The 22,873-nt window shown below is 74.5% G+C and carries 24 protein-coding genes and 2 tRNA genes; 17 read left to right on the top strand and 9 right to left on the bottom strand.

All coding sequences use genetic code 11. The features are described from left to right. Window positions 1-12 precede the first annotated feature (12 nt). Window positions 13-162 (top strand): hypothetical protein, encoded by a 150-nt coding sequence (locus tag KPF22_RS29105; RefSeq protein ID WP_224403908.1) that lies wholly within the window; start codon window positions 13-15, stop codon window positions 160-162. Here KPF22_RS29105 and KPF22_RS29100 read toward each other — a convergent pair. From KPF22_RS29100 to KPF22_RS29090, 3 genes are read right to left on the bottom strand one after another with little or no spacing between them, the layout of a single operon-like run. Beyond that, on the bottom strand, window positions 146-415 hold the full coding sequence (locus KPF22_RS29100; RefSeq protein ID WP_208818654.1) for a helix-turn-helix transcriptional regulator: 270 nt from the start codon (window positions 413-415) through the stop codon (window positions 146-148). The two genes, KPF22_RS29105 and KPF22_RS29100, sit on opposite strands and share 17 nt — an antisense overlap. Next, window positions 415-882 carry a DUF2975 domain-containing protein gene (locus tag KPF22_RS29095; RefSeq protein WP_208818653.1) on the bottom strand — a complete coding sequence of 156 codons (468 nt, stop codon included), beginning with the start codon at window positions 880-882 and terminating at the stop codon, window positions 415-417. Before KPF22_RS29095 ends, KPF22_RS29100 begins: the two co-directional genes overlap by 1 nt. A gap of 60 nt (window positions 883-942) precedes the next feature. Further along, window positions 943-1,773: an oxygenase MpaB family protein gene (locus KPF22_RS29090; RefSeq protein ID WP_224403907.1), complete on the bottom strand. Its 831-nt coding sequence runs from the start codon at window positions 1,771-1,773 to the stop codon at window positions 943-945. Between the two features lie 111 nt (window positions 1,774-1,884). Here KPF22_RS29090 and KPF22_RS29085 point away from each other — a divergent pair, with 111 nt between their 5' ends. Next, window positions 1,885-2,292 carry a YccF domain-containing protein gene (locus tag KPF22_RS29085; protein WP_208818652.1) on the top strand — a complete coding sequence of 136 codons (408 nt, stop codon included), beginning with the start codon at window positions 1,885-1,887 and terminating at the stop codon, window positions 2,290-2,292. A 9-nt stretch (window positions 2,293-2,301) separates the two neighbouring features. Here the strand turns inward: KPF22_RS29085 and KPF22_RS29080 are convergent, their stop codons facing one another. After that, window positions 2,302-3,567, bottom strand: a complete 1,266-nt coding sequence (locus tag KPF22_RS29080; protein WP_224403906.1) for a M18 family aminopeptidase — start codon at window positions 3,565-3,567, stop codon at window positions 2,302-2,304. A gap of 10 nt (window positions 3,568-3,577) precedes the next feature. Here KPF22_RS29080 and KPF22_RS29075 point away from each other — a divergent pair, with 10 nt between their 5' ends. The 4 genes from KPF22_RS29075 to KPF22_RS29060 are packed head-to-tail and all read left to right on the top strand — an operon-like array spanning window position 3,578 to window position 8,130. Next, window positions 3,578-5,080: a GMC family oxidoreductase gene (locus tag KPF22_RS29075; protein ID WP_224403905.1), complete on the top strand. Its 1,503-nt coding sequence runs from the start codon at window positions 3,578-3,580 to the stop codon at window positions 5,078-5,080. Next, window positions 5,073-5,552: an SRPBCC family protein gene (locus KPF22_RS29070; protein WP_224403904.1), complete on the top strand. Its 480-nt coding sequence runs from the start codon at window positions 5,073-5,075 to the stop codon at window positions 5,550-5,552. Before KPF22_RS29075 ends, KPF22_RS29070 begins: the two co-directional genes overlap by 8 nt. Next, entirely contained in the window at window positions 5,549-6,073 is a 525-nt protein-coding gene (locus KPF22_RS29065; protein WP_224403903.1) for a GNAT family N-acetyltransferase, read from the top strand. The genes KPF22_RS29070 and KPF22_RS29065 overlap by 4 nt, the downstream gene beginning before the upstream one ends. A 26-nt stretch (window positions 6,074-6,099) precedes the next feature. Beyond that, complete coding sequence (locus KPF22_RS29060) at window positions 6,100-8,130, top strand: M3 family metallopeptidase (RefSeq protein WP_224403902.1); 2,031 nt, start codon at window positions 6,100-6,102, stop codon at window positions 8,128-8,130. A gap of 68 nt (window positions 8,131-8,198) precedes the next feature. Here KPF22_RS29060 and KPF22_RS33425 read toward each other — a convergent pair whose 3' ends face one another. Further along, window positions 8,199-9,785, bottom strand: coding sequence for a family 16 glycosylhydrolase (locus tag KPF22_RS33425; RefSeq protein WP_224403901.1), 1,587 nt, complete (start codon window positions 9,783-9,785; stop codon window positions 8,199-8,201). 544 nt (window positions 9,786-10,329) lie between these two features. Between KPF22_RS33425 and KPF22_RS29050 the strand changes: the two genes are divergently transcribed. Beyond that, entirely contained in the window at window positions 10,330-11,004 is a 675-nt protein-coding gene (locus tag KPF22_RS29050) for a response regulator transcription factor (protein ID WP_224403900.1), read from the top strand. A gap of 9 nt (window positions 11,005-11,013) precedes the next feature. Here KPF22_RS29050 and hisC read toward each other — a convergent pair whose 3' ends face one another. Next, window positions 11,014-12,066: a histidinol-phosphate transaminase gene (hisC, locus tag KPF22_RS29045; RefSeq protein ID WP_224403899.1), complete on the bottom strand. Its 1,053-nt coding sequence runs from the start codon at window positions 12,064-12,066 to the stop codon at window positions 11,014-11,016. A 59-nt stretch (window positions 12,067-12,125) separates the two neighbouring features. Between hisC and KPF22_RS29040 the strand changes: the two genes are divergently transcribed. Beyond that, the gene (locus KPF22_RS29040) at window positions 12,126-12,827 is read left to right on the top strand and encodes a dienelactone hydrolase family protein (RefSeq protein ID WP_208818646.1); all 702 of its coding nucleotides are present in this window, start codon (window positions 12,126-12,128) and stop codon (window positions 12,825-12,827) included. Here the strand turns inward: KPF22_RS29040 and KPF22_RS29035 are convergent. Continuing rightward, a complete protein-coding gene (locus tag KPF22_RS29035; protein WP_224403898.1) occupies window positions 12,799-13,416 on the bottom strand; it encodes a TetR/AcrR family transcriptional regulator in 618 nt (205 codons plus the stop codon). The genes KPF22_RS29040 and KPF22_RS29035 overlap by 29 nt on opposite strands. Window positions 13,417-13,505: 89 nt before the next feature. Here KPF22_RS29035 and KPF22_RS29030 point away from each other — a divergent pair, with 89 nt between their 5' ends. The 6 genes from KPF22_RS29030 (at window position 13,506) to KPF22_RS29005 (ending at window position 18,529) form a co-directional block, all read left to right on the top strand. Beyond that, on the top strand, window positions 13,506-14,552 hold the full coding sequence (locus KPF22_RS29030) for an aldo/keto reductase (protein WP_224403897.1): 1,047 nt from the start codon (window positions 13,506-13,508) through the stop codon (window positions 14,550-14,552). Window positions 14,553-14,643: 91 nt separating this feature from the next. Then, a complete protein-coding gene (locus KPF22_RS29025) occupies window positions 14,644-16,650 on the top strand; it encodes an acetoacetate--CoA ligase (RefSeq protein ID WP_224403896.1) in 2,007 nt (668 codons plus the stop codon). A gap of 99 nt (window positions 16,651-16,749) precedes the next feature. Beyond that, window positions 16,750-16,839: transfer RNA gene (locus KPF22_RS29020), tRNA-Ser, on the top strand. 69 nt (window positions 16,840-16,908) lie between these two features. Further along, window positions 16,909-16,981, top strand: a tRNA-Arg gene (locus tag KPF22_RS29015). Between the two features lie 165 nt (window positions 16,982-17,146). Continuing rightward, window positions 17,147-17,527 (top strand): MerR family transcriptional regulator, encoded by a 381-nt coding sequence (locus KPF22_RS29010; protein WP_224403895.1) that lies wholly within the window; start codon window positions 17,147-17,149, stop codon window positions 17,525-17,527. A 75-nt stretch (window positions 17,528-17,602) separates the two neighbouring features. After that, on the top strand, window positions 17,603-18,529 hold the full coding sequence (locus KPF22_RS29005) for a zinc-binding dehydrogenase (protein ID WP_224403894.1): 927 nt from the start codon (window positions 17,603-17,605) through the stop codon (window positions 18,527-18,529). A gap of 76 nt (window positions 18,530-18,605) precedes the next feature. On the opposite strand, the gene KPF22_RS29000 is transcribed toward KPF22_RS29005, so the two are convergent. Beyond that, window positions 18,606-19,553: an alpha/beta fold hydrolase gene (locus KPF22_RS29000; RefSeq protein WP_224403893.1), complete on the bottom strand. Its 948-nt coding sequence runs from the start codon at window positions 19,551-19,553 to the stop codon at window positions 18,606-18,608. Between the two features lie 59 nt (window positions 19,554-19,612). Between KPF22_RS29000 and KPF22_RS28995 the strand changes: the two genes are divergently transcribed. Beyond that, window positions 19,613-20,068 (top strand): MerR family transcriptional regulator, encoded by a 456-nt coding sequence (locus KPF22_RS28995; protein ID WP_224403892.1) that lies wholly within the window; start codon window positions 19,613-19,615, stop codon window positions 20,066-20,068. Here the strand turns inward: KPF22_RS28995 and KPF22_RS28990 are convergent. Continuing rightward, on the bottom strand, window positions 20,055-20,231 hold the full coding sequence (locus KPF22_RS28990) for a CsbD family protein (protein WP_208818640.1): 177 nt from the start codon (window positions 20,229-20,231) through the stop codon (window positions 20,055-20,057). The genes KPF22_RS28995 and KPF22_RS28990 overlap by 14 nt on opposite strands. A gap of 144 nt (window positions 20,232-20,375) precedes the next feature. Between KPF22_RS28990 and KPF22_RS28985 the strand changes: the two genes are divergently transcribed. Further along, window positions 20,376-21,236, top strand: a complete 861-nt coding sequence (locus KPF22_RS28985) for an endonuclease/exonuclease/phosphatase family protein (protein WP_224403891.1) — start codon at window positions 20,376-20,378, stop codon at window positions 21,234-21,236. A gap of 65 nt (window positions 21,237-21,301) precedes the next feature. Further along, window positions 21,302-22,726 carry a serine/threonine-protein kinase gene (locus tag KPF22_RS28980; protein ID WP_224403890.1) on the top strand — a complete coding sequence of 475 codons (1,425 nt, stop codon included), beginning with the start codon at window positions 21,302-21,304 and terminating at the stop codon, window positions 22,724-22,726. Window positions 22,727-22,873: the final 147 nt, after the last annotated feature.

Below are 22,873 nucleotides of genomic sequence, written 5' to 3'. Positions count from 1 at the left end.
CAGGGTGACCGGGTGAGCAGCGCACCCGGCGTGGACGGCCGCCGGTTCGCCGGCGTGAGCAACTCCGGCGACGGTGGGATGCGCTCGCACGAGACCTGGGCGTGGGAGTCGCGGCCGGGCACCGGGGCGAGCGTCGTCGAGGAGGTCACGGGTCGGACGTGACCTCGTGCGCGCCGCGGTGGGTGCGGCCCGGCGCGGCGTCCGGCAGGTCGTCGGGGACGTGGCGCAGCACGTCACCGGGTTGGCAGTCGAGCACCCGGCAGATCGCGTCGAGCGTCGCGAACCGGACGGCCTTGGCCCGGCCGTTCTTCAGGACGGCGACGTTGGCCGGGCTGATCCCGACGGCGACGGCGAACTCGCCGACCCCCATCTTCCGGCGGGCGAGCATCAGGTCGATGTCGACGACGATCGCCATCAGACCACCTGCTCCAGCTCGCGGCGCAGCGCGGTGGCGTTGCGCAGCAGACCGAGCATCACCACCATGAGCAGGGCGAACGCGATCCCCGCGGCGCCGAGACCGCCGCCGACGAGGATCAGGCCGGGGGCGTCGTCGAGCTCTCCGATGTGCGCGCAGACGGCCCCGGTCAGCACCCCGGCCAGCAGTCCGGACAGCGCGAGGACCGGCACCCAGCGGAAGGCCCGTTCGTCGAAGATCGCGTCGCGGCGCACCATCGACAGCAGTACCCAGATCGCGACCAGCCCCACCTGCACACAGCCGATCGCCAGGACGACGGCGACGACGTGCAGCAGTCCGGGGACCGGCGGTGCCCCCGCCAGGCCCGCGTTCCACGCGGTGGCCGTGAGGATGACCTGGGTGGCGAGCGTGCCGAGCCCGGTGAGGACGAGGGCGACGCGCAACGTCTGGATCAGCGCCGGTGACATCTATCGAGTATCGACAGGTATCCATCGAGAGTCAAGAGATTTCGTCGGCGCCGACGGCGGTCACCCGGCGCGGTCGGCCTCCGTCCGGCGGGCGGCGCGCACCAGCCGTCGTGCCTCCTCGATCTCCGGCGGCCCCGGCACGTCCGGCAGCACCCCGGCGGCGGTGCGGAGCCCGCGCAGCGTGAGCGTCGTGGACCAGTCGGTCGTCGGCAGGCCGGGCAGCCCGTAGAGGCGCCGGGCCCAGCGCGGCAGCGTGGCCAGGGCGAGGGTGGACAGGCCCGCGATCCCGAGCCGGACCGGCAGCGGCGCCGCGCCCTGCGGGGCGAACAGGTTCCCGGCCGCGCGACGGGCCTCGTCGGTCATCCGCAGCCGGGGACGCACCGCGGCCATGTACTCGGCCATCTCGGCCACCGACGACGGCACGGTCGCCGGGTCGATGCCGACCACCTCGGCGGCCCGGACGCTCTCGGCGACGTAGGCGTCCGCCGAGTCGTCGTCGAGCAGACCCGACCGGCGGGCGACGTCGGTGTAGGACTCGATCTCTGCGGCGTGCACCCAGAGCAGGCCCTCCGGGGCGTCGATCCGGTAGCTCTCGCCGCTGTCGGGGTCGTGCCCGCGCAGCCCGGCGTGCAGTCGGCGGACGCGGGCGCCGGCCCGGTCGACGTCGGCCCGCGGTCCGAACGTGCGGGTCCCGACGAACTCGACGGTCCGCCGGAACCGCGCGTAGGACTTCTTCGGGTCGAACAGCGCCGAGTTCTGGTACGTCCCGCGCATCACCCGCGGGTCGAGTGACTGCAGCAGCAGCGCGCGCATCCCGGCGACCCACATCACGGGTTCGAGGTGCACCCGCCACGTCACCGAGCGGGGGCCGAACAGACCGTGATCCACCATGTGTTCCAGGACACCCCGCGCGGGGCGGGAGCGCACGTCGATCACCGGATCCGGGGTCGGCCTCCGGGACATCCCGGAGGGGGAACCGGACAGCTCGGGCATGCTGGAGCCATGCTCCGCCTCATCCTGAACGTGGTCTGGCTGGTCCTCTCCGGCTTCTGGCTGTTCCTCGGCTACATGCTCGCCGGGATCGTCGCCTGCGTGCTGGTCGTGACCATCCCGTTCGGGATCGCCTCGTTCCGGATCGGGCTCTACGCGCTGTGGCCGTTCGGCCGCGACGTCGTGCGCCTCCCCACCGCGGGGGCGGCGTCGACCATCGGCAACGTGCTGTGGATCGTGCTGTTCGGCTGGTGGCTGGTCATCGGCCACATCGGCACGGCGATCGCGCTGGCGGTCACGATCGTCGGGCTGCCGCTGGCCTGGGCGAACCTGAAGCTCATCCCGGTGTCGCTGCTGCCGCTGGGGTCGCGGATCGTGGACAGCGACACCTACATGCCGGGGCAGCCCGTGCTGCGCTGACCGCGGGCCTCAGCCGGCGTCGGTCAGGAACTCCACACCCGCCCGGGCCAGCAGGCCCGGGTCGTGCACCCCGCACAGCTCACGCGCCGAGTGCATCGACAGCACCGGGATGCCGACGTCGACCGTCCGGATGCCCAGCCGGGTCGCCATGATCGGCCCGACGGTGGATCCGCACGGCACGGTGTTCTTCGAGACGAACACCTGGTTCGGCACGTCCGCGGTGCGGCAGGCCCGCTTCCAGGCGGCCGCACCCGGCGCGTCGGTGGCGTAGCGCTGCACCGCGTTGACCTTCAGCGACGGCCCCCGGTTCGGCACCGACAGGTGGTCCGGGTCGTGCTTGTCCAGGTGGTTGGGGTGCGCGGCGTGCGTGACGTCCACCGACAGGCAGCGCGAGCGGGCGAACACCGCGTGCCGGGAGTCGAAACCGCCGGCCAGCCGGGTCAGCACCGTCTCCAGCAGCGGCCCGGCCGCGCCGGTCGCGCTGGCCGAGCCGATCTCCTCGTGGTCGAAGCCGACGAACACCGGAACGGTGCCCGGGTCGCGCTCGACGGCGGTGAGCAGCGCGCTGATCCCGGCGTGCACCGAGGCCAGGTTGTCCAGCCGCGGGGCGGCGAGCAGCTCGTCGTCGCGGCCGAGGGTGGCCGGCGGCGTCAGGTCGTAGGTGAACAGGTCGTGCGCCGCGACGTCCTCGGGGTCCTCGCCGACGCGCACGGCGAGGAACTCCACCAGGTCGCCGCCGTCCGGGTCGCCGAGCCCCCAGATCGGGAGCAGGTGCCGCTGCGGGTCCAGGGTCAGGCCCTGGTTCACGCCGCGGTCGAGGTGGATCGCCAACTGCGGGATGCGCAGCAGCGGCCGGTCCACACGGACCGGGACGACCCGGCCGTCGTAGAGCGCGAGGCGCCCGGCGAGGCCGAGGTCGCGGTCCAGCCAGGAGTTCCACAGCGCGCCGCCGTAGACCTCCACCCCGACCTGGCGCCACCCGGCCACACCGACGTCGGGGTTCGGCTTGACCTTGAACCCGGGGGAGTCGGTGTGCGCGGCGAAGATCCGCAGCGGGGCGCCCGGCCCGGACGCGGGCTGCCACCAGGCCAGGATCGTGCCGTCGCGGACCAGGTAGCGCCCGCCCGGCCCGTCCGCCCACGGCTCGTCCTCGCGCTGCTCGGTGAAGCCCGCCGCGGACAACCGGCGCACCGCCTCGGCCACCGCGTGGTACGGCGACGGGCTCGCGGTGAGGAACGAGGCGAGATCACGTGCAGCGTCGGTCACGTGGGGCATCCTGGCAGCAATGACCGACAGCTTCGACGTGGTGGTGGTGGGCGCGGGGTCCGCGGGGTGCACCCTCGCGGGCCGGCTGGCCGGGCGCGGTGTGCGCACGGCCCTGGTCGAGGCGGGCGCCGTCGTCGTCCCACCGGACTCGACGCCGATCGCCTCGCTCGCCGCGACCGCCCCCGGCCACGTCCTGAACTGGGCCTACCGGGCGACGCTGTGCCAGGGCCGGGAGTGCACCGTGCCGCGCGGACGCGTGCTGGGCGGCTCCGGCGCGATCAACGGCGGCTACTTCGTGCGCGCAGTCCCGGCGGACTTCGCGGACTGGGGCGTCCCGGGCTGGTCCTACGACGACGTCCTGCCGTACTACCGGCGGCTGGAGCGCGACCTCGACTTCTGCACCTCCGACCGGCACGGCGACGCCGGCCCGCTGCGCATCTCACGGCCCTCGGGCCGGCTGCGGGCCGCGACGACCGACCCGTTCCTGGCCGCCTGCCTCGCGCTCGGCCACCCCGAGGAGCCGGACAAGAACGCCGGTGGCCCACCCGGAGCGGGTCCGATCCCGACCAACGCCGTCGACGGGCGCCGGGTCAGCGCCGCCACCGCCTACCTGCCGCCGCCGTGGGGGAACGCGGAGTGGAAGGACGCGCTGACCGTGTTCGGGGGTACCCCGGTCGAGACCCTGGTGCTCGACGGCGACCGGGTCACCGGCGTGCGCGTCGGTGGTCGCACCCTGCACGCGGCCGAGACCGTCGTGACCGCGGGCGCGGTCGGCACCCCGGCGCTGCTGCAGCGCTCCGGGATCGGGCCGGAGGACACCCTGCGGGCCGCGGGCGTCGCGGTGGCGCACGAGCTGCCCGGGGTCGGGCGTGGCTGGTCGGATCACCCCGCGGTGTTCCTGCCGCTGCGCAGCGGGCTGCCGGACCCGCCCGCCGACGCCGTCGCCGCGCAGGCCGCGCTCAACCTCGACTCCGGGACCGACCCGGCCGGTGACCTGGAGATCCTGCTGTTCGCGCACCCGTTCGCACCCGGCGGTCCCGCACATCTGATGTGCGCGGTGCAGCGCCCGGACAGCCTCGGGATGCTCGCCATCACCTCCCCGGACCACGACGACCCGCCCCGGCTGGACTTCCGCTACCTGCGCACCACCTCCGACCGGCACCGGATGCGGGCCACGGTGCGGATCGCCGCGGAGATCCTGCGCGCCGCGGGCTGGGACCGCGCGGGCCCCGACGACGGCGGCCCCGCCGGCTGGGAGCTCGGCAACGACACCCGGCTCGACGGCTGGATCCGCGACCACCTGACGACCTCGGTGCACCTGTCGGGCAGCGCCGCGATGGGCTCCGGGCCGGACGCCGTCGTGGACGCCGACCTGCGGGTGCACGGCCTGGCCGGGCTCCGGGTGGCGGACACCTCGGTCCTGCCCCGCGCGCCGCGGCGCGGACCGGCCGCGACCGCGATCATGATCGGGGAGCGCGCCGCCGACCTGGTGTGCGGCATCGAGGGGGAACACCGTGCATGACGAGGTCACCGTCCACATGGCGGCGCCGGCCGAGCGGATCTGGGAGCTGGTCTCCGACATCCGCAACACCGGCCGGTTCTCACCCGAGACCGTCGACGCGCAGTGGCTGGGCGGCGCGACCGGTCCGGCCGTCGGTGTCCGGTTCCGCGGCAAGGTCGTCCGCAACGGACGCGGCCCGACCTACTGGTCGGAGTGCGAGATCACCGCCTGCGAGCCGGGCCGCGAGTTCGGCTTCGTCGTGCTCCTTCCCGGCGGCCGGCGGATCAACCACTGGCACTACCGGTTCACACCGGCCCCCGCGCCGGACGGCACCGCGGGCACCGACGTCAGCGAGTCCTTCCGGCTGGAGCCCTCGGCCGGCACCCGGCTCTACTGGACGCTGCTGGGGTGGGCCCGCGGGCGCACCAATCGCGAGGGGATGCGGACGACCCTGGAACGCATCCGCGCGGTGGTGGAGGATCCCGCGGTGTGATCCGTCCCGCCCGCGTCGCCGACGTCCCCGCCCTGCGTGAGATCGAGCGCGCCGCGGGGGAGACGTTCCGGGAGATCGGGCTCGACGTCGTCGCCGACGAGGAGCCGCCACCGGCCGCGGTACTGGCCGCTTACGTGGTGGCGGGGCGGGCGTGGGTGGCCGAGAGGAGCGCAGGCGGAACGAGCATCGGTGCCGGGCTCGTCGGGTACCTGATCGCCGACCTCGTCGACGGCTGTGCGCACGTCGAGCAGGTGTCGGTGCTGCCGTCGCAACGCGGACGGCGGATCGGGGAGGGCCTGGTCGAGCACCTCGCGGGCTGGGCCCGGGACCGCGGCCTGCCCGCGCTGACCCTCACCACCTACCGGGACGTGCCGTGGAACGGCCCGTACTGGGTGCGGCTCGGCTTCCGTGAGCTGATCGCGCCCGGCCCGGGGCTGCGCGCGATCCGGGAGCACGAGGCCGCGCGCGGTCTCGACGTGTGGCCGCGCCTCGCGATGCGCCGTGAACTGGCCGGTTCCTGACGGTCCCCGGCCGTAGGGTCGGGTCCATGAGCAACCCGTTCCTCGCCCCGAGCGCGCTGCCGTGGGGGCTGCCCGACACCTCCCGGATCACCGACGAGCACTACCTGCCCGCGTTCGAGGCCGGGACGGCCGAGCAGCGCGCCGAGGTGGCGGCGATCGTCGCGGGGGAGGGCGGGCCGACCTTCGACGACACCGTCGTCGCCCTGGAGCGCTCCGGCGCCACGCTGGACCGGGTGGCGCGGCTGTTCTACACGCGCGTCTCGGCGGACTCCTCACCCGCGGTGCGCGAGATCGAGGCACGGGTCGCGCCGATGCTCGCCGCCCACGCCGACGCGATCGCGCTGGACCCGGGCCTGTTCGCCCGGATCGACGCGCTGCACGCCCGTCGCCACGACCTCGGTCTCGATGCCGAGTCGCTGCGGCTGCTCGAGCGCCACCACCGCGACATGGTGCGCGCCGGGGCCCGGCTCGGCCCCGAGGAGCAGGTCCGGCTGCGGGAGCTGAACGCCGAGCTGTCCGGGCTGACCACCCGGTTCGGTGCGGCGCTGCTGGCCGGGGCGAACGCCGCGGCCGTGCACGTCACCGACCGCGACCGGCTCGGTGGCCTGTCCGACGACGCGGTCGCCGCCGCCGCGACCGCCGCGGCCGAACGCGGTCACGACGACGGCTGGCTGATCACCCTGGTCCTGCCGACCGCGCAGCCCGCACTGGCGGTGCTCACCGACCGGTCGCTGCGCGAGGAGCTGTTCCGTGCGTCCACCGGGCGCGGTCAGGGCGGCGAGCACGACACCCGTGACACCGTCCTCGCGATCGTGCGGCTGCGCGCCGAGCGGGCCGCGCTGCTGGGGTACCCCGACCACGCGTCGTACGTGATCGACGACGCGACCGCGGGGACGGCGGAGGCCGCCGTCGCGATGCTGGAGTCGCTGGTCCCCGCCGCCGTCGCCAACGCCGACCGGGAGGCCGCGGAGCTGGCCGGCGGTGTCGAGGGCGACCTGGAGCCGTGGGACTGGGCGTTCGAGGCGGAGCGGGTGCGCCGCGAGCGCTACGCCGTCGACGACGCCGCGCTGCGCCCGTACCTGGAGCTCGACCGGGTGATCACCGACGGCGTGTTCCGCGCCGCGTCCGGGCTGTACGGGATCACCTTCACCGAGCGCACCGACCTGCCCGCCTACCACCCGGACGTGCGCTGGTGGGAGGTCCGTGACAGCGACGGCGAGCCGCTCGGGCTGTTCGGCGCCGACCTGTGGGCGCGGCCGTCGAAGCGCGGCGGGGCATGGATGAACTCGCTGGTCGACCAGTCGTCGCTGCTGGGGACGCGGCCTGTCGTGCTGAACACGCTGAACCTGAACAAGCCCCCGGCCGGGGAGCCCGCGCTGCTCACCCTCGACGAGGTCCGCACCCTGTTCCACGAGTTCGGGCACGCCCTGCACGGGCTGTTCTCCGAGGTGGAGTACCCGACGTTCGCCGGGACGTCGGTGCCGCGCGACTTCGTCGAGTTCCCCAGCCAGGTCAACGAGATGTGGCTGGAGGACCCGCAGGTCCTCACCTCGTTCGCCCGCCACCACGTGACCGGCGAGCCGCTGCCCGACGAGCTGCTGGCCGCGTCGCAGGCCGCCCGCGGGTACGGCGAGGGTTTCGCGACGACGGAGTACCTGGCCGCGTCGCTGCTGGACCAGGCGTGGCACCGGCTGTCCCCGGCCGAGGCCGCCGGGATCACCGACGTGCTCGCGTTCGAGCAGCAGGCGCTGGAGGCGGCCGGGGCCGCGCACCCGCTGGTCCCGCCGCGCTACCGCAGCACCTACTTCAACCACGTGTTCGGCGGCAGCGGGTACGCGGCGGCGTACTACTCCTACATCTGGGCCGAGGTGCTCGACGCCGACACCGTCGCCTGGTTCGGCGAGCACGGCGGCCTGCGCCGGGAGAACGGCGACCGGTTCCGTCGCGAGGTGCTGTCCCGCGGCGGCGCCGTCGACGCGATGGATGCCTACCGCGCGTTCCGCGGCCGTGACCCGGAGATCGCGCCGCTGCTGGCGCGGCGCGGTCTGGCCGGCTGACCCGGCACACACGACCGCCCGCCGTCCGGTGGGGAGCGCCGGGCGGCGGGCGGTCGTGGTGCGGAGTGCTACTTGTACTGGCGCATCCAGGCGACCCGCATCTCCGACGGCTCCGGCGAGCCGCCGTCGGGGAAGTAGTCGAGCTGGATCGTGGCGTGCATCGGACCCGGGGGGAACGTGTTCGGGTCCTCGGAGCGGAACCACTCGACGCCGTCGACGTAGCCGACGATCGCGTCCGGGGTCCACTCCACGGCGTAGTTGTGCCACTGGGTGATGTCGAGCTGCTTCTTGGCGTCCTTCTGCGAGTTCGAGCTGCCGTAGTGCAGGAAGAAGGACACGTCGTCGCTGGCGCTGGTGGTCTCGGCGAAGTCGATCTCGCCGCCCTCCGGCCAGGACACCTCGCTCGGCCACAGCAGCAGCACCGGGTGGTACTGCTTGTCCCCCTTGGGGAACTGGGCTCGCATCTCCCACTTGCCGTACTTCTGGGAGGTGCCCCAGGCCATGCCGCCGGTGTTGCCCTGCGAGTCGCCGCGGATGACGAGGTTGCCGTTCTCCACCGAGATCGCGTCGGAGGTGCGGCGGCCCTGGCCGTCGTGGCCCTCGCCGTTGTAGGGCGACCAGTTGCTGCCGAGGGTGTTGCCGAGGAACTCGTCGCCGCCGATGGCCTGCCAGCCCATCTTCAGCGCGGCCTGGATGCCGTCGCCGGCCACCTGGACGGCGCCACCGACCGGACCCGCGGCGGGGGCTCCGCCCGAGTTCCCGGGGCTCCCGGAACCACCGGAGTCCGCCGCGGCCCGTGCCCGCTCGGCAGCCTCGCGGCGGCGCTGTTCGGCGCGTCGCTCGGCGGCCTCCTGCGCGGCCAGGGCCTGGCCGATCTGGCCGGACGCGCCCTGCGCGGCATCGCCGAGTGCGGAGCCGCCCCCGTTGGCCAGCACCGGGCCGGCGGACAACGCGGTGTCCGACGCCGACCGGCGCGAGGAGTCGTTCACCATCGCCGCGGACAGCGACGGGTCCTCGGTGCCGGGCTGCAGCAGCGTCAGCACCATCGTCGCGGCGAGCACCGCGGCGGCGCCGACGCCCAGCGGGGCGAACCGGCGGACACGGGAGCGGGCGGGTCGTGACCGGTCGATCGCGACGACCGAGCCCGTCCCCGACACCTCGGGTTCGTGCAGGCCGGCGATGGCCCCGCCGGTGACCTCGGTGCGCGGTGCGGGCACCTCGGCCTGCGGGGACGCGGGCTCCCCGGTCCCCGACGACCCGCCGAACAGCTCCACACCGGACAGCCCGGCCGCCGACGACTGCGCGGACCGCCGCGCGCGACGGCCCGGGGCCCGGGTGGTGGGCACGGCGTGCGCGCCCGTCCCGGTCACCGCGGTGGCCGCGGCGACGGTCTCGTCCCCGGCGACCGCGGTGTCCCCCGCGGCGGCGTGCGCCCCGGTGCGGGTGACGGCGCGGGAGCCGCTGCCGGTCGCGTGACCGCCCGGCGCCCACGGGCCGGGGTCGGCCGTGTCGGCCCAGGTGATCCGCCCGGCGTCCGCCGTCGTGGCACCGGTGGGGGAGTCCGCCGTGACGGCGGCACCGGTGTCGTCGGTGTCGTCGGGGTCGGTGTCGTCGTACCCGGTGTCGAGGACGCGGTGCCGCCCGGAGGCGCTCACCCGGTCCTCGAGCAGGGTGGCCGCGGGTACGGCGGATCGGGCCGTGTCGTCCGCCGGGGCGGAGGACACGGCATGCCTGCCCCGGGGAGACGGCACAGAGGGGGAGCTGTGCTCGGCGGCGAGTCGCGCGATCAGGTCGCGGGGGTCGACCTGATCAGCCGCAGCGGAACTCTTCCGTCGCATGAGGAGGGACTCTAGGTAGAGTGACCGAGTGTGAACACCCTCGCTGAGAAGGGTGGTTGCGTCTTCGCGCCGACAGGTCGACGGAGAGCGCCGAAGAGCAAGATCCCGCCATTTCGGCAGTAGTGCTGGGCCGAACAGAGCAACGAGACTCTCAGAGTCACCCGTTCAGGCTAAGCGGTCACGGTACGTCGCACCGTTAGCCGATTGTGACGGGCTGCCGGTCGAGGAACAGTGGCCGTGCCTCCCCGGTGCTCCCAGCACGACCTCACGAGCTCCCCGCTCCCCGACCTCCGCAGGATCTGTGAACGATCACGCTCCCCCCGTCTCGCCGTCCCTCCCGATCCCCGCGCCCCGTGCCGAGATGCGCGCGCTCAGCGTGCTGCTGGCCCTGCCGCCGTCGGCGGGCACCGCCTCGCTCGGCCGCGGGCTGCGCCAGGACCTCGCCGCCGAAGGCGTGGACCTCGTCGTCGTCGCCGACGGCATCGAGTTGCTGGACACCCTGCGCTCCCGCGGCGCCGACCTGCTCGTGCTCGACATGGAGCTGCCGGGCCCGGAGCCGTCGGTGCTGCTCGGAGCCGTGCAGTCCGAGTCCCCGCCGACCCCGGTGATCACCGTCGTGCCGCGCGAACGGCGGGCCGGGGTGATCGGCATGCTGCGCGGCGACCGCGACGACTTCCTGATCCGGCCGTTCGTCCCGGACGAGCTCGCGTCCCGGATCCGGCTCCGGCTGCGTGCCGCCGCCGGGCTGCCCGCGCCGACGGTGCTCGGGCACGGCGGCCTGTCCGTCGACGTCGACGCCGGCCAGGTGTTCGTCGACGGCCGACGGGTCCCGCTGTCCCCGACCGAGTACGCGCTGCTGCTCGCGCTGGCCGAGCAGGCGGGCGAGCCGGTCGCGCTCGACGACCTGGGCCGCCGGGCCTGGACCGAACCGGTGTCGGCCAACCTGGTGCAGGTCTACGTGTCCTACCTGCGGCGCAAGATCGGTCCCGAGCGGATCAGGACCATTCGGGGGCTGGGCTACCAGCTGGACGGCTGACCCGGGCTCTCAGGATTCGAAGGACGACGCGACGTCGAGCAGCAGGTCGTTCTCCTCCGGCGTGGACACGGTGACCCGCACCCCGTCGGTGGCGAACGGGCGCACGATCACCTTCCGCTCGCCGCAGTGCGTCGCGAACGCCGCGGTCCGGTCCCCGAGCGGCAGCCACACGAAGTTCGCCTGGGTCTCCGGCACGGTGAACCCGGACCCGCGCAGCCCGGCGGCCACCCGGTCCCGCTCCGCGACGACGGCGGCGCAGTCGGCGAGGATCTCCTCCCGGTGCTCCAGCGCGGCGACGGCACCCGCCTGGGCGACGGAGCTGACCCCGAACGGCGGTGCCACCTTGCGCAGCGCGGTCGCGATCTCCTCGGAGGTCAGGGCGTAGCCGACCCGCAGTCCCGCCAGCCGGTAGGCCTTGGAGAAGGTGCGCAGCACGACCAGGTTCGGGTGGGCGTCGAGCAGCGGCCGGCCGCTGACGGCGTCGGGGTCGGTGACGTACTCGGCGTAGGCCTCGTCGAGCACCACCAGCACGTCCGACGGCACGGCGTCCAGGAAGCGGGCGAACTCGTCGCGGTGCACGGCCGGGCCGGTCGGGTTGTTCGGGCTGCACACGAACACCACCCGGGTCCGCTCGGTGACCGCGGCGGCCATCGCGACGAGGTCGTGCCGGAAGTCGGCGTCCAGCGGCACGGTGCGGATCTCCGCCCCGCCGATCTGGGTCACGATCGGGTACGCCTCGAACGAGCGCCAGGCGAACAGCACCTCGTCACCGGGGCCCAGGCAGCCGATCTGCACGAGCTGCTGGCACAGCGTCACCGAGCCGCAGCCGACCGCGACCCGCTCGGGCTCCAGGGCGTACAGGTCCGCGATGCGTCCGGTCAGCTCGACGACGCCGAGGTCCGGATACCGGTTGCCACCTGCGGCGGCGCGGGCGATGGCCTCCAGCACCGCGGGAGCGGGCGGCGCGGCGACCTCGTTGCTCGCGAGCTTGATCGCCCCGGGGACGGTGCGACCCGGCACGTAGGCGGGCAGGGTGTCCAGATCGGGACGGATCAGCGTCATGACGGCAACGGTATCCGCCGGGGGTCGAACCCGGGCCCGTGCTCTGGTTGAGTGACGTCATGACGACGACCGCTGTCCGGACCGAGGGCGTGCCGCTGACCGACGGGGGCGAGCTGCGCCTGACCGTGGCCGAACCCGACGGTCCGGTCCGCGGCGGTGTCGTCGTCCTGCAGGAGGCACGGGGGGTCACCGACTCCATCCGGCTGCTCGTCACCGGCCTCGCCGCGGACGGCTGGCTCGCCGTCGCCCCGCACCTCTACCGCGACGCCGGCGCGGGTGGCGACCTCGCCGACGGCTCCGAGGCCGCGGTCGCCGAGCACGTCGGCAGCCTCGAGCCGCGCCAGGTCATGGACGACTGCGACACCGCGTTCGGCTGGCTGGGCGACGTCGGCATCGAGGCCGACCGGATGGGCGTGCTCGGGTTCGACCTCGGGGGCACGGTCGCGCTGCACGTCGCGGCCAACCGCACCCTCGGCGCGGCGATCACGGTCGCGGGTGGCGGGATCGAGTCGTCGCCGTGGTCCAGCCTGCCTGCCCTGGTCGAGACCGCACCCGAGCTGACCTGCCCCTGGTTGGGCATCTACTCGGAGGCGTCCGACACCGACGCCGTCGCCCGCCTGCGCGACGCCGCGGCGTCCTCCGGGAAGGCGACCGACGTCGTGATCTACCCGAGCACCGGCTACCGCTTCGACGACGACCCGGACTCGGCCGCCGAGGCATGGCAGCGGGTCCTCAACTGGTTCGACGCGCACCTGCGCTGACGAAGACCCCGGCGCGCGCGGCGGCCGCGGTCGCCGCGGCCGCACGGTGGGCGTCCGCGGTGTCCGGACGCGTCCCGCGGGTGAGGAGCTGGTGGTAGAGCGGGGCGGAGACCGCGCGGACGACGCCGGCCGGGTCGGTGCCCGCCGGTAGCTCGCCGCGGGCCACGGCGTCGGTGACGCACGGCTCCCAGACGGCGGTCCGGGCGTCGTAGAAGCCGCGCAGCGCGCGTGCGGTCCCGGCGTCGTCGACGGCGGCGCAGACCAGCGCGGTGAGCAGCGGCCCCTGTCGCGGGTCGGCCAGGGTGGATCGGACCAGCTCGGCGTTGGCGAGCAGGTCGCCGTCGAGCGAGCCGGTGTCGGCGCGCGGGGCGGAGGTCTCGATCATGTCGGTGACCAGGTCCTCCAGCACCGCCGGCACGCCGCCCCAGCGGCGGTAGACCGTCGTCTTGCCGACGCCCGCCCGGCGCGCGAGTTCGGCGAGGTCCAGGCCCGGCAGCCCGAGCTCGATCAGGGCGTCGCCCGCCGCGGCCAGCACGGCGGACCGGACCCGCGCGGTCCGGCCGCCCGGCCTGCTCATCTCCGGTGGCACGGCGCCCACCCTAACCCGTGACGGAACCCGAGTCCCGTTTGGCGTGCTACGTTCTAAAGGAACCACAGTCCCTTTAGAGAAGGACGGGCATGGAGTACCGACGGTTGGGTCGCAGCGGGTTGCAGGTCCCGGTCCTGAGCTTCGGCGCGGGCACGTTCGCCGGGCGCGGCGAGCTGTTCGGCGCGTGGGGGTCGGTCGACGTCGCCGGAGCGCGCCGGATGGTGGACCGGTGCCTCGACGCGGGGGTGACCCTGTTCGACACCGCCGACGTCTACTCCGACGGCGGGTCGGAGGAGGTCCTCGGGGCGGCGCTGCGGCAGCGCCGCGACGAGGTCCTGATCTCGACCAAGGCCGGCCTGCCGACCGGCCCCGGCCCGAACGACGCGGGTGCCGGGCGCCTCCACCTGGTCCGCGCCGTCGAGGACGCCCTGCGCCGGCTCGGCACCGACCGGATCGACCTGTTCCAGCTGCACGCCTACGACGCGGGCACCCCGCCCGAGGAGGTGCTCGCGACGCTGGACGTGCTCGTCCGGTCGGGCAAGGTCCGCTACACCGGCGTCTCCAACCACCCCGGGCGACGGCTGGTGCGGACCCTGGACCTGGCCGACCGGCACGGGTGGCCGCGGCCCGTCGCGCACCAGGTGTACTACTCGCTGGTCGGCCGCGACTACGAGTGGGACCTCATGCCGCTGGGCCACGAGGAGGGCGTCGGCGCCCTGGTCTGGAGCCCGCTGGGCTGGGGACGGCTCACCGGCCGGGTCCGGCGGGGCGCCCCGCTGCCCGCGGGCAGCCGGCTGCACACCACCGCCGAGGCGGGCCCGCCCGTCCCCGACGACCTGCTGTTCGACGTCGTCGACGTGCTCGACGCGATCGCCGCAGAGACCGGCCGCACGGTGCCGCAGATCGCGCTGAACTGGCTCACGACCCGCCCGACCGTCAGCTCGGTCATCGTCGGCGCCCGCGACCTGGCGCAGCTGGAGGACAACCTCGGCGCGGTCGGCTGGCGCCTGGACGACGACCAGGTCGCCCGTCTGGACGCGGCCTCGCACCGTCCTGCGCCGTACCCGTACTTCCCGTACGAGCGGCAGGAGGCCTTCGCCCGGCTCGCGCCGCCGCTCGTCGGCACCCCGGCCTGACCGTCCCCCTGTGACGGGCACCCTGTCGCGGCGGGCCGGAGTGGGGTCCGGCCACTGGTGCGCGGCCGGGGCCGTCGGGGATGCTCGGGGCATGCCGCCCGTGTCGTCGCCGCAGACCGTCACCGATCCGGACACCCCCGAGCTCCTGTGGAGCCCGGACCCGGACCGGGTGGCGGACACCGAGATCGTCCGGTTCGCGACCTGGGCGCGTGACGAGCGGGGCGCCCCGCTGTCCGACGTCACCGACTACGCGCAGCTGCACACCTGGTCGGTGACCGACCTGGAGGGCTTCTGGTCGGCGGTCGCCGAGTACTCCGGCGTGCTGTTCCACGACCGCCCCACGGCCACGCTCGGCTCCCGTGACATGCCCGGCGCGCAGTGGTTCCCGGGCGCGACCCTCAACTACGCCGAGCACGCCCTGACCCCCGGCCCGGGCCGCGCCGACGACGACATCGCCGTCGAGTTCGTCCGCGAGGACGGCCTGGAGCGCACCGTCACCCACGCCGAGCTGCGCGACCAGGTCGCCCGCGCCCGCGCCGGGCTCGTCCGGGCCGGCGTCGGCCGGGGGGACCGGGTCGTCGCGCTCGCCCCGAACTCCGTCGAGACCCTGGTCGCGTTCCTGGCGGCGGCGAGCCTCGGCGCGATCTGGTCGTCCTGCTCACCGGACTTCGGCGCCCGCGCCGTGCACGACCGCTTCGCCCAGATCGAGCCCGCCGTGCTCGTCGCCGTCGACGGGTACCGCTACAACGGCAAGGGCTTCGACATCCGCGACAAGGTCGCCGACCTGCAGCGACAGCTGCCGACGCTGCGCGCGACCGTCCTCGTGCCCTACCTCGACCCCGACGCGACCCTCGACGGCACGACGACCTGGGCCGGGTTCACCGCCGAGCCCGGCCCGCTGGAGTTCACGCCCGTCCCGTTCGACCACCCCCTGTGGGTGCTCTACTCCTCGGGCACCACCGGCCTGCCCAAGGGCATCGTGCACGGCCACGGCGGCATCGTCGTGGAGCACCTGAAGGCGATGCGTCTCCAGCACGGGCTCGGGCCGGGGGAGCGGTTCTTCTGGTTCACCACCACCGGCTGGATGATGTGGAACTTCCTGGTCGGCGGCCTGCTCGTGGGCGCGACCATCGTGATGTTCGACGGCAGCCCCGGCCACCCCGACCTCGGCGCGCTGTGGGCGCTCGCCGCGCGGCACCGGGTGTCGCTGTTCGGGGTCTCCGCGCCCTACGTGCAGTCCTGCATGAAGGCCGGCCTGCGCCCCGGCGACGACCACGACCTCTCCGCGATGCGCGCGCTCGGCTCCACCGGCGCGCCGCTGTCGGTCGACGGGTTCCGCTGGATCGGCGAGGCCGCCGGGTCGCACATCCAGATCTGCTCGGTCTCCGGCGGCACCGACGTCTGCGCCGCCTTCCTCACCAGCGCCCCCACCGTGCCGGTGTGGCTGGGTGAGCTGTCCTGCGCGGCGCTCGGCGCCGACGTCCGGTCCTGGGCCGAGGACGGCACCGACCTGCTCGACGACGTCGGCGAGCTGATCATCACCACGCCGACCCCGTCGATGCCGGTCATGTTCTGGAACGACCCGGACGGCACCCGCCTGCGCGAGTCCTACTACGAGGACTTCCCCGGCAACTGGCGGCACGGCGACTGGGTCCGCCGCACCCCGCGCGGCTCCTACGTCATCTACGGCCGCTCGGACTCCACGCTCAACCGCGGTGGGGTCCGGATGGGCACCGCCGACTTCTACGCCGTCGTCGAGAACGTCGACGGGGTCGCGGACTCCCTGGTGATCGACACGACCGCGCTCGGCGAGCGCGAGGAGGGGGCCCTGCTCTGCTTCCTCGTCCTCGACGAGGGTGTCGCGCTCGACGACGTCGAGCCGACCCTGCGCTCGCTGCTGCGCAAGGAGCTCTCGCCGCGGCACGTGCCGGACCGGTTCGTCGTCGTCGACGCGGTGCCGCGCACCCTGAACGGCAAGAAGTGCGAGGTGCCGGTGAAGAAGATCCTCTCGGGCACAGCGCCGGAGAAGGCGGTGTCGGCCGGCGCCCTCCAGAATCCCGACGCGCTGACCCCGTTCGTGGCCCTCGCAGGGTCCTGACCTGCGCCGGATCGGGGTCCTCCGGCCACGGGGACCCCGGTTCCGGACGGCCGGAACGCCCGTGTAGTGTTGCGCTCGCTGGTGGCCGTCAGGCACCGGGGAGGCTTCGCCTAGTCTGGTCTATGGCGCCGCACTGCTAATGCGGTTTGGGGTAACCCCCCATCCCGGGTTCAAATCCCGGAGCCTCCGCACCGGCACGGCGGTGGGTACACCGGTCGCCGGCCGACAACTGAAGATTGCTACGCTGGAGACAGCAACGCGCCCGTAGCTCAACGGATAGAGCATCTGACTACGGATCAGAAGGTTAGGGGTTCGAATCCCTTCGGGCGCACACATCGAGATCGGCCCTGACCAGCGGTGATGGTCAGGGCCGCTTCCTTTCCCGCCCCTGGGGGTCGATCCGGGCCCGTGCGCCCTGCCCGCTCCGCCCCACGACCGGCCGGGCCTCGGCCATGATGGTGGCCGGGCCCCGTGGCCCGGGGAGGTCGACGAGCAGATGAAGATCGGCGAGCTGGCGGAACGCACCGGCGTCAGCGTCCGGATGCTGCGGTACTACGAGCAGCAGGGCCTTCTGACCTCCACCCGCAGCACCGGCGGTCAGCGCCTGTACTCCCTCCACGAGCCCGAGCGGGTCGAGCTGCTGCGCACGCTGTTCGCGGCGGGGCTGTCGAGCCGCACCATCGCGAGCCTGCTGCCGTGCGTGGACACGCCGGGTCCGCAGACCGCCGACGAGGCCTACGCGACGATGTGCCGTGAGCGGGACCGGCTCAGTGCCGCGATGGCGACGCTGGCGACCGCACGCGACGCCCTGGACGGCCTCATCGCCTGCAACTCCGAGCACCGGGCCGCCCTCGCGTCGCCACGACGCACCGCCTGAACGTCCACCCACCGCGGTGACCCGGGTCACGATCGCTGGCACCTGACACCGATGTCAGGTCCTAGCGTCGGGACCGTGATCAACGCATACGGGTACCGCACCTTCGGGGGGCTCGAGGTCCAGGAGTTCCTCGCCCGTCCCGCCCCCGTCCCGGCCGCCCACGAGGTCGCCGTCGCCGTCGGCGTCGCCGGGGTCAACCCCCTCGACCACGTGCTGCGCGCCGGACTCCTGCCCGCCCTGAACGGCGCTGTGCCGTTCCCGCAGGTCCTCGGCATGGAGGCGGCGGGCGTGGTCACCGCCGTCGGGTCCGAGGTCCGGGGGCTGGAGGTGGGCGACCGCGTGTTCGGGTTCGCGCTCACCGGGGCGGGGACCTACGCCCGCACGACCGTCCTCCTCGGATCCGCCACGGCCCGCACCCCCGACGGGCTGTCCGACCGGTGGGCGGCCACCATCCCCGTCGCGGGGACCACGGCACTCGACGTGATCGATCAGCTCGGCCTCCCGCCCGGCGCGCGTCTGCTCGTCAACGGGATCGGCGGCGGCGTCGGTATCGCCACCGCCCAGCTCGCCCGTGCCCGCGGACTCCGCGTCGTCGGCACCGCCGGTGGAGCCAAGCGGGCGACCGTCACCGCCACCGGCGCAGCCTTCGTCGACTACACCGGTCCGACGGCCGAGGCCAACCTGCGCGCGTTCGCGCCCGACGGATTCGACGGCATCGTCGACCTCGTCGGCGGGGCCTCACTGCGCGCCGTGGCACCGCTGGCCGCCGCGGCGACGACGGTGGTCTCGGTCGGAGACCCCACGGTGGTCGAGATCGGAGGCGCCGTGGTCGAGCGGCACACCGACCGTCCCACCCTGGAGCGGGTGGCGGACCTGATGGTGCAGGGGGTCCTCGACCCGAACATCACCGCCGTCCACACCCTCGACGAGGCGGCGCAGGCTCTGGCGGGCGTGGAGAACGGCCACGCGACGGGCAAGACGGTCCTCGACCTGACCGGCTGAGCGCCGACCTCCGGTGGGGAACGACCGGTATCGGGGATTCCGGACATGCGCCACGCGCCGGCCACGGTGCGGCAGGTCAGGGGTGCGACCCCCTTCGGGCGCACACGTCGATCGCCGTCGCGTCCGCAGAGGTCGCCCCCGGCCGGCGGACCCGCCCGGCCCGGGGCCGGTCCGCGGCGCCGGTCAGCCAGGCCCGCAGCGCCGCGGCCACGGCGACGGGGTTCTCGTAGGGCGTCAGGTGCCCCACGTCGTCGAGCACGACGACATCGGGGTCGCCGGGGAGCCCGGACCGGAGTTCGTAGGCCTGGTCCAGGGGGATCCAGGGGTCGGCACGGCCCCAGCCGATGCGTGTCGGGCAGCGCGTGGCGCCCAGCCTCTCCGCCACCGCGCGGGTGTCGGCGGAGCTCAGTGCGGTGATCTGGAGGTAGAAGGCGGCCTGCCCGCCGGGAGCCGTCCACGGGGACACGAGTGCGTCGATGTCCCGGTCCGGCAGCTTCCGCGAGAGCGCTCCGGTGATGTACCCCGTCACCAGTGCGGCGTGCAGGTCCGGGGGGAGCTGCGCGAACACGTCGGTGTTCTCGGCGACCAGCCGGAAGAAGGGCGAACCCCACGGGTCGAGGGTGACGACGTCCCAGAGGAACAGATCGGCGTAGTCCACCCCGTGCAGGAGGTGCGCTCCCAGCGCGACCGCGCCGCCGATGTCGTGTGCGACCACGTGGGGATGGTGGAGATCCCAGGTGCGGAGGAGGGACGCCATGCGCTCCATCTGGGAGCGGAGGTCCGTCGCGACCGCCGGACCCTTCTCCGAGTCCCCGTAGCCCGGCATGTCCCAGAGGAACACACGATGGTCGCGGCCCAGCTCCCGGGCGACGCGGCCCCAGACCTGCGAGGACCACGGCGTGCCGTGGCACAGGACGACGTCTCCCCGGACCGGCCCCGCGGGCTCCACGACCCGGGTGGCGACGCAGGTCCCGCCGACGTCGACCGGGATCGGGTCGGGCAGCAGCGGCTCGTGTGTCAGCATGGGGCCGACGCTAGAACTTCAGGTCGACCTGAGGTCAACGCCGGGAAGGACGTGGGACGGTGAGGATCGGCGAGGCCGCCCGGCGGGTCGGCGTCGATCCGCACGTCCTGCGGCACTGGAACGACGAGGGGGTCGTCGTTCCCGATCGCGCCGCGTCGGGTCATCGCGAGTACACCGACGAGCATGTCCGTCGCCTCCGCGTGGTGCAGGCGTGCCGGGGCGTCGGGATGAGCCTCGCGGAGATCCGGCTCGTGCTCCACCGTGGCGACGCGGAACGCGCCCGGGTCATCGAGGAGAGGCTGCGCCGCATCCGGGAGCAGCGCGCCCGGCTGGCGGAGGCGGAGAGATTCCTCCGGCACGTCGTCGACTGCACGCACGACCTGCTCACCCGGTGCGAGGACTGCTCGGCATACGCCGCGACGATCCCGGAGCCGGTCGACGGGCCCGGACCGGATGCACCTCGGCCCCGGCCGGAGTGGCCGGGGCCGAGCAGGAGCGCGGTCAGTCCTTCGTGAAGGCGTCCTTGACCTTCTCGCCGGCCTGCTTGAGGTTGCCCTTGGCCTGATCGCCCTTGCCCTCGGCCTCGAGCTTCTCGTCGTCGGTCGCCTTGCCGACGGTCTCCTTGGCCTTGCCCGTGAGCTCCTCGGTCTTGTTCGCGACCTTGTCGTCCGCTGCCATGGGTGTCTCCTCGGCTCGTTGGTCACCGCTGTCCTGCGCCACCGCGGGGGTGTCGCGCACGGCGTGGGTCCGGGTACCACGCCGCGGGCGCGGGAAACGGCGGGTCCGTATGCGGTTCGTCCGGTTCAGGCGGATCATGCAGGAGTGCCCGGTCGCCGTTCCCCCGCCGCGTGGTCCCGTCGCCTGCGGATGACGGGCGTCGCCGGTGCGCTCCCGCTCCTGGTCGCCTGCGCGCCCGGGGCCGCGGCTCCCGCGTCGCCCGGCCCGCCGGACAGCCCGGAGGTGACGGTCGTCCAGATGAACCTGTGCGACAGCGGGATCGCGGGTTGCTACACCGGGCGAGCCGTCGAGGCCGCGGCCGATCTCGTGCGGACCGAGGTGCCGGACGCGGTCACCCTCAACGAGGTGTGCCGCGCGGGCGTCGAGCGGATCGAGCGGGCGCTCGCCGGGGCCGCGCCGGAGTCGTCGACGTCCTCGGCGTTCCAGCCTGCCCGCGAGCGCGACACCGGCGCGCCGTACCGCTGCGCGAACGGTGACGAGTACGGCATCGGCGTGGTCTCGCGTGCCCCGTCGAGCGTCGCGAGCGCCGGGATCCACCCGGCGCAGGACCCGCGTGACCCCGAGGAGCGTGCCTGGCTCTGCCTGGACACGACGACCGCGGGTGGCCCGCTCGGGGTCTGCACCTCGCACCTGGCCTACACCGACCGCGCCGTCACCCGTGCCCAGTGCGGGTACCTGTTCGACACCGTCGTCGCGGGCCTGCGGTCCCGCGCCGACGCCGGACCGGTCGTCGTGGGGGCCGACCTCAACCTGGGGGCGGCCGAGGACCCCGACCTGCGGTCCTGTCTGCCCCCGGGGTCGGCACCGGCCGCCGACGACGGGGTCCAGCACGTCGTCGTCATCCCCGCGGCGGCCGCGGCACGGACCCGGGTGATCGACCTGGGCGGCACCACCGACCATCCGGCGCTGCTGGTCACGGTGCGCCCCGAGGCCGGATCTGCGTAGCGCTGCGGATCGACGGGACCCCGCCGGCCGGTAGAACGGTCACACGACGCGGGAGGGGTGGGGTCATGGACGAGGACCTGGCCGCCGGTGCGGTGCTGGGCGACTTCGAGATCCGGGGACGGCTCGGGGCCGGGGGGATGGGGGTCGTACTGCGGGCCCACGACCGTCGACACGGCGGCGAGGTCGCGCTGAAGGTGCTGCCCGCCCGTCTCGCCGGGGACCCGGTCGTCGTGGAGCGGTTCCGGCGGGAGGCCCGCGCCGCGTTCGAGCTGCGCGACCCGCACGTCGTGCCGGTCCACGGGTTCGGTGAGGTCGACGGCCGGCTCTACCTCTCGATGCGCCTGGTCGACGGCGAGGACCTGGCCCGTGTCCTCGCCCGGCGCGCACCGCTGGAGCCCCGCCGGGCCGCCCGGATCGTCCGCCAGGCCGCGCACGCCCTCGACGCCGCGCACGCCGCGGGCCTGGTGCACCGGGACGTCAAACCGGCGAACCTGCTCGTCGTCGAGGACCGGGACGACTTCACCGCACTCACCGACTTCGGCATCGCCCGCGCGGTCGGCCCGGACCCGGACACCGCGCTCACCGAGACCGGCGCCACCGTCGGCACGCTCGCCTACCTCGCCCCGGAGCGGCTCGCGGGCCGCACGCCGGTCGACGGGCGTGCCGACGTCTACTCCCTGACCTGCGTGCTCGTCGAGATGCTGACCGGGCGCACGCCGTTCCCGGAGGCGGACCCGGCCGCCGTGCTCACCGCGCACCTGATGGCCCCGCCGCCCCGGGTGACCGGGCGCCGGCCCGGCCTCGCCCCCGGCTGGGACGACGTCGTCGCCCGCGGGATGGCGAAGGACCCCGCCGACCGGTTCCCGACCGCAGGTGCACTCGCGGCCGCGGTCGACGCCCTCGCCGGGGACCGTCCCGTGCCGGACCCGACCCTCCGGGCGACCGCCCCCGTCCTCCCCGGGACCGATGTCGCGCCCCGTGGCGGCGGGCGGCGGTTGCCGGTCCTGGTCGGCGCCTGCCTTGCGGGGGCGGTGGTCGCGCTCGGCGCGACCTGGGCCCTGCTGACCGTTCCGTCCGGCGCGCCGCCCGCCGGGCAGGGTGCGACGGTGACGACCGGACCGGTGCGGCCCGCCGAGGCCACGACCACCCTGCCCGCCGCCGACCTGGGCCTCGGCCGTCCGCTCGCACCGGTGTCCTGCGCGGCGCCGGCGGACCTGGTCGTCGTCGGCGCGGCCGTCGACCCCGCGCGCTACCGCGAGGACGTGTCCGAGCACCTGCGCGCCCACCCCGGCGCGAACTACCTGCTCGCCGACGGCAGCTGCGTCCCCTTCCGGTCCCGGAGCGACGCGGGCAACCCGATCTACGTCTCCTACCTGGGACCGTTCGCCGACCGAGGCGACGCCTGCGCGGCGCTGGCCCGGGCCGGCGGCGACGCCTACCTGCGTCCGGTCACCGGCCCGGTCGGATCGGCGGGTCCGCGGCCCTGCTGACCCGCGAGCCGGGTCGTCACCCGGAGTTCACCGGCGGAAACACCGATGTGCCCCGGAGCGGTCATGCTTCGCGCTCACCCCGCGCACCCCCGACGGGACCTGGGTTCCGAGGCCCCTGCGGGATAGTGTCCTGGCTCACGGCGCCGA

This window comes from Pseudonocardia sp. ICBG1034, assembly GCF_020131375.1.
GTDB classification, from domain to species: Bacteria; Actinomycetota; Actinomycetes; order Mycobacteriales; family Pseudonocardiaceae; genus Pseudonocardia; species Pseudonocardia alni.
Note: the sequence above shows the minus strand (reverse complement) of the source record. Positions and strands in the feature narration are given on the sequence as shown.

Excerpts from the sequence above, each read along its gene's own strand:
- KPF22_RS29100 (WP_208818654.1), bottom strand. The coding sequence starts at position 415 with ATGGCGATCGTCGTCGACATCGACCTGATGCTCGCCCGCCGGAAGATG.
- KPF22_RS29095 (WP_208818653.1), bottom strand. The coding sequence starts at position 882 with ATGTCACCGGCGCTGATCCAGACGTTGCGCGTCGCCCTCGTCCTCACC.
- KPF22_RS29090 (WP_224403907.1), bottom strand. The coding sequence starts at position 1,773 with ATGGTGGATCACGGTCTGTTCGGCCCCCGCTCGGTGACGTGGCGGGTG.
- KPF22_RS29085 (WP_208818652.1), top strand. The coding sequence starts at position 1,885 with ATGCTCCGCCTCATCCTGAACGTGGTCTGGCTGGTCCTCTCCGGCTTC.
- KPF22_RS29080 (WP_224403906.1), bottom strand. The coding sequence starts at position 3,567 with ATGCCCCACGTGACCGACGCTGCACGTGATCTCGCCTCGTTCCTCACC.
- KPF22_RS29075 (WP_224403905.1), top strand. The coding sequence starts at position 3,578 with ATGACCGACAGCTTCGACGTGGTGGTGGTGGGCGCGGGGTCCGCGGGG.
- KPF22_RS29060 (WP_224403902.1), top strand. The coding sequence starts at position 6,100 with ATGAGCAACCCGTTCCTCGCCCCGAGCGCGCTGCCGTGGGGGCTGCCC.
- KPF22_RS29050 (WP_224403900.1), top strand. The coding sequence starts at position 10,330 with ATGCGCGCGCTCAGCGTGCTGCTGGCCCTGCCGCCGTCGGCGGGCACC.
- hisC (WP_224403899.1), bottom strand. The coding sequence starts at position 12,066 with ATGACGCTGATCCGTCCCGATCTGGACACCCTGCCCGCCTACGTGCCG.
- KPF22_RS29040 (WP_208818646.1), top strand. The coding sequence starts at position 12,126 with ATGACGACGACCGCTGTCCGGACCGAGGGCGTGCCGCTGACCGACGGG.
- KPF22_RS29030 (WP_224403897.1), top strand. The coding sequence starts at position 13,506 with ATGGAGTACCGACGGTTGGGTCGCAGCGGGTTGCAGGTCCCGGTCCTG.
- KPF22_RS29025 (WP_224403896.1), top strand. The coding sequence starts at position 14,644 with ATGCCGCCCGTGTCGTCGCCGCAGACCGTCACCGATCCGGACACCCCC.
- KPF22_RS29010 (WP_224403895.1), top strand. The coding sequence starts at position 17,147 with ATGAAGATCGGCGAGCTGGCGGAACGCACCGGCGTCAGCGTCCGGATG.
- KPF22_RS29000 (WP_224403893.1), bottom strand. The coding sequence starts at position 19,553 with ATGCTGACACACGAGCCGCTGCTGCCCGACCCGATCCCGGTCGACGTC.
- KPF22_RS28990 (WP_208818640.1), bottom strand. The coding sequence starts at position 20,231 with ATGGCAGCGGACGACAAGGTCGCGAACAAGACCGAGGAGCTCACGGGC.
- KPF22_RS28980 (WP_224403890.1), top strand. The coding sequence starts at position 21,302 with ATGGACGAGGACCTGGCCGCCGGTGCGGTGCTGGGCGACTTCGAGATC.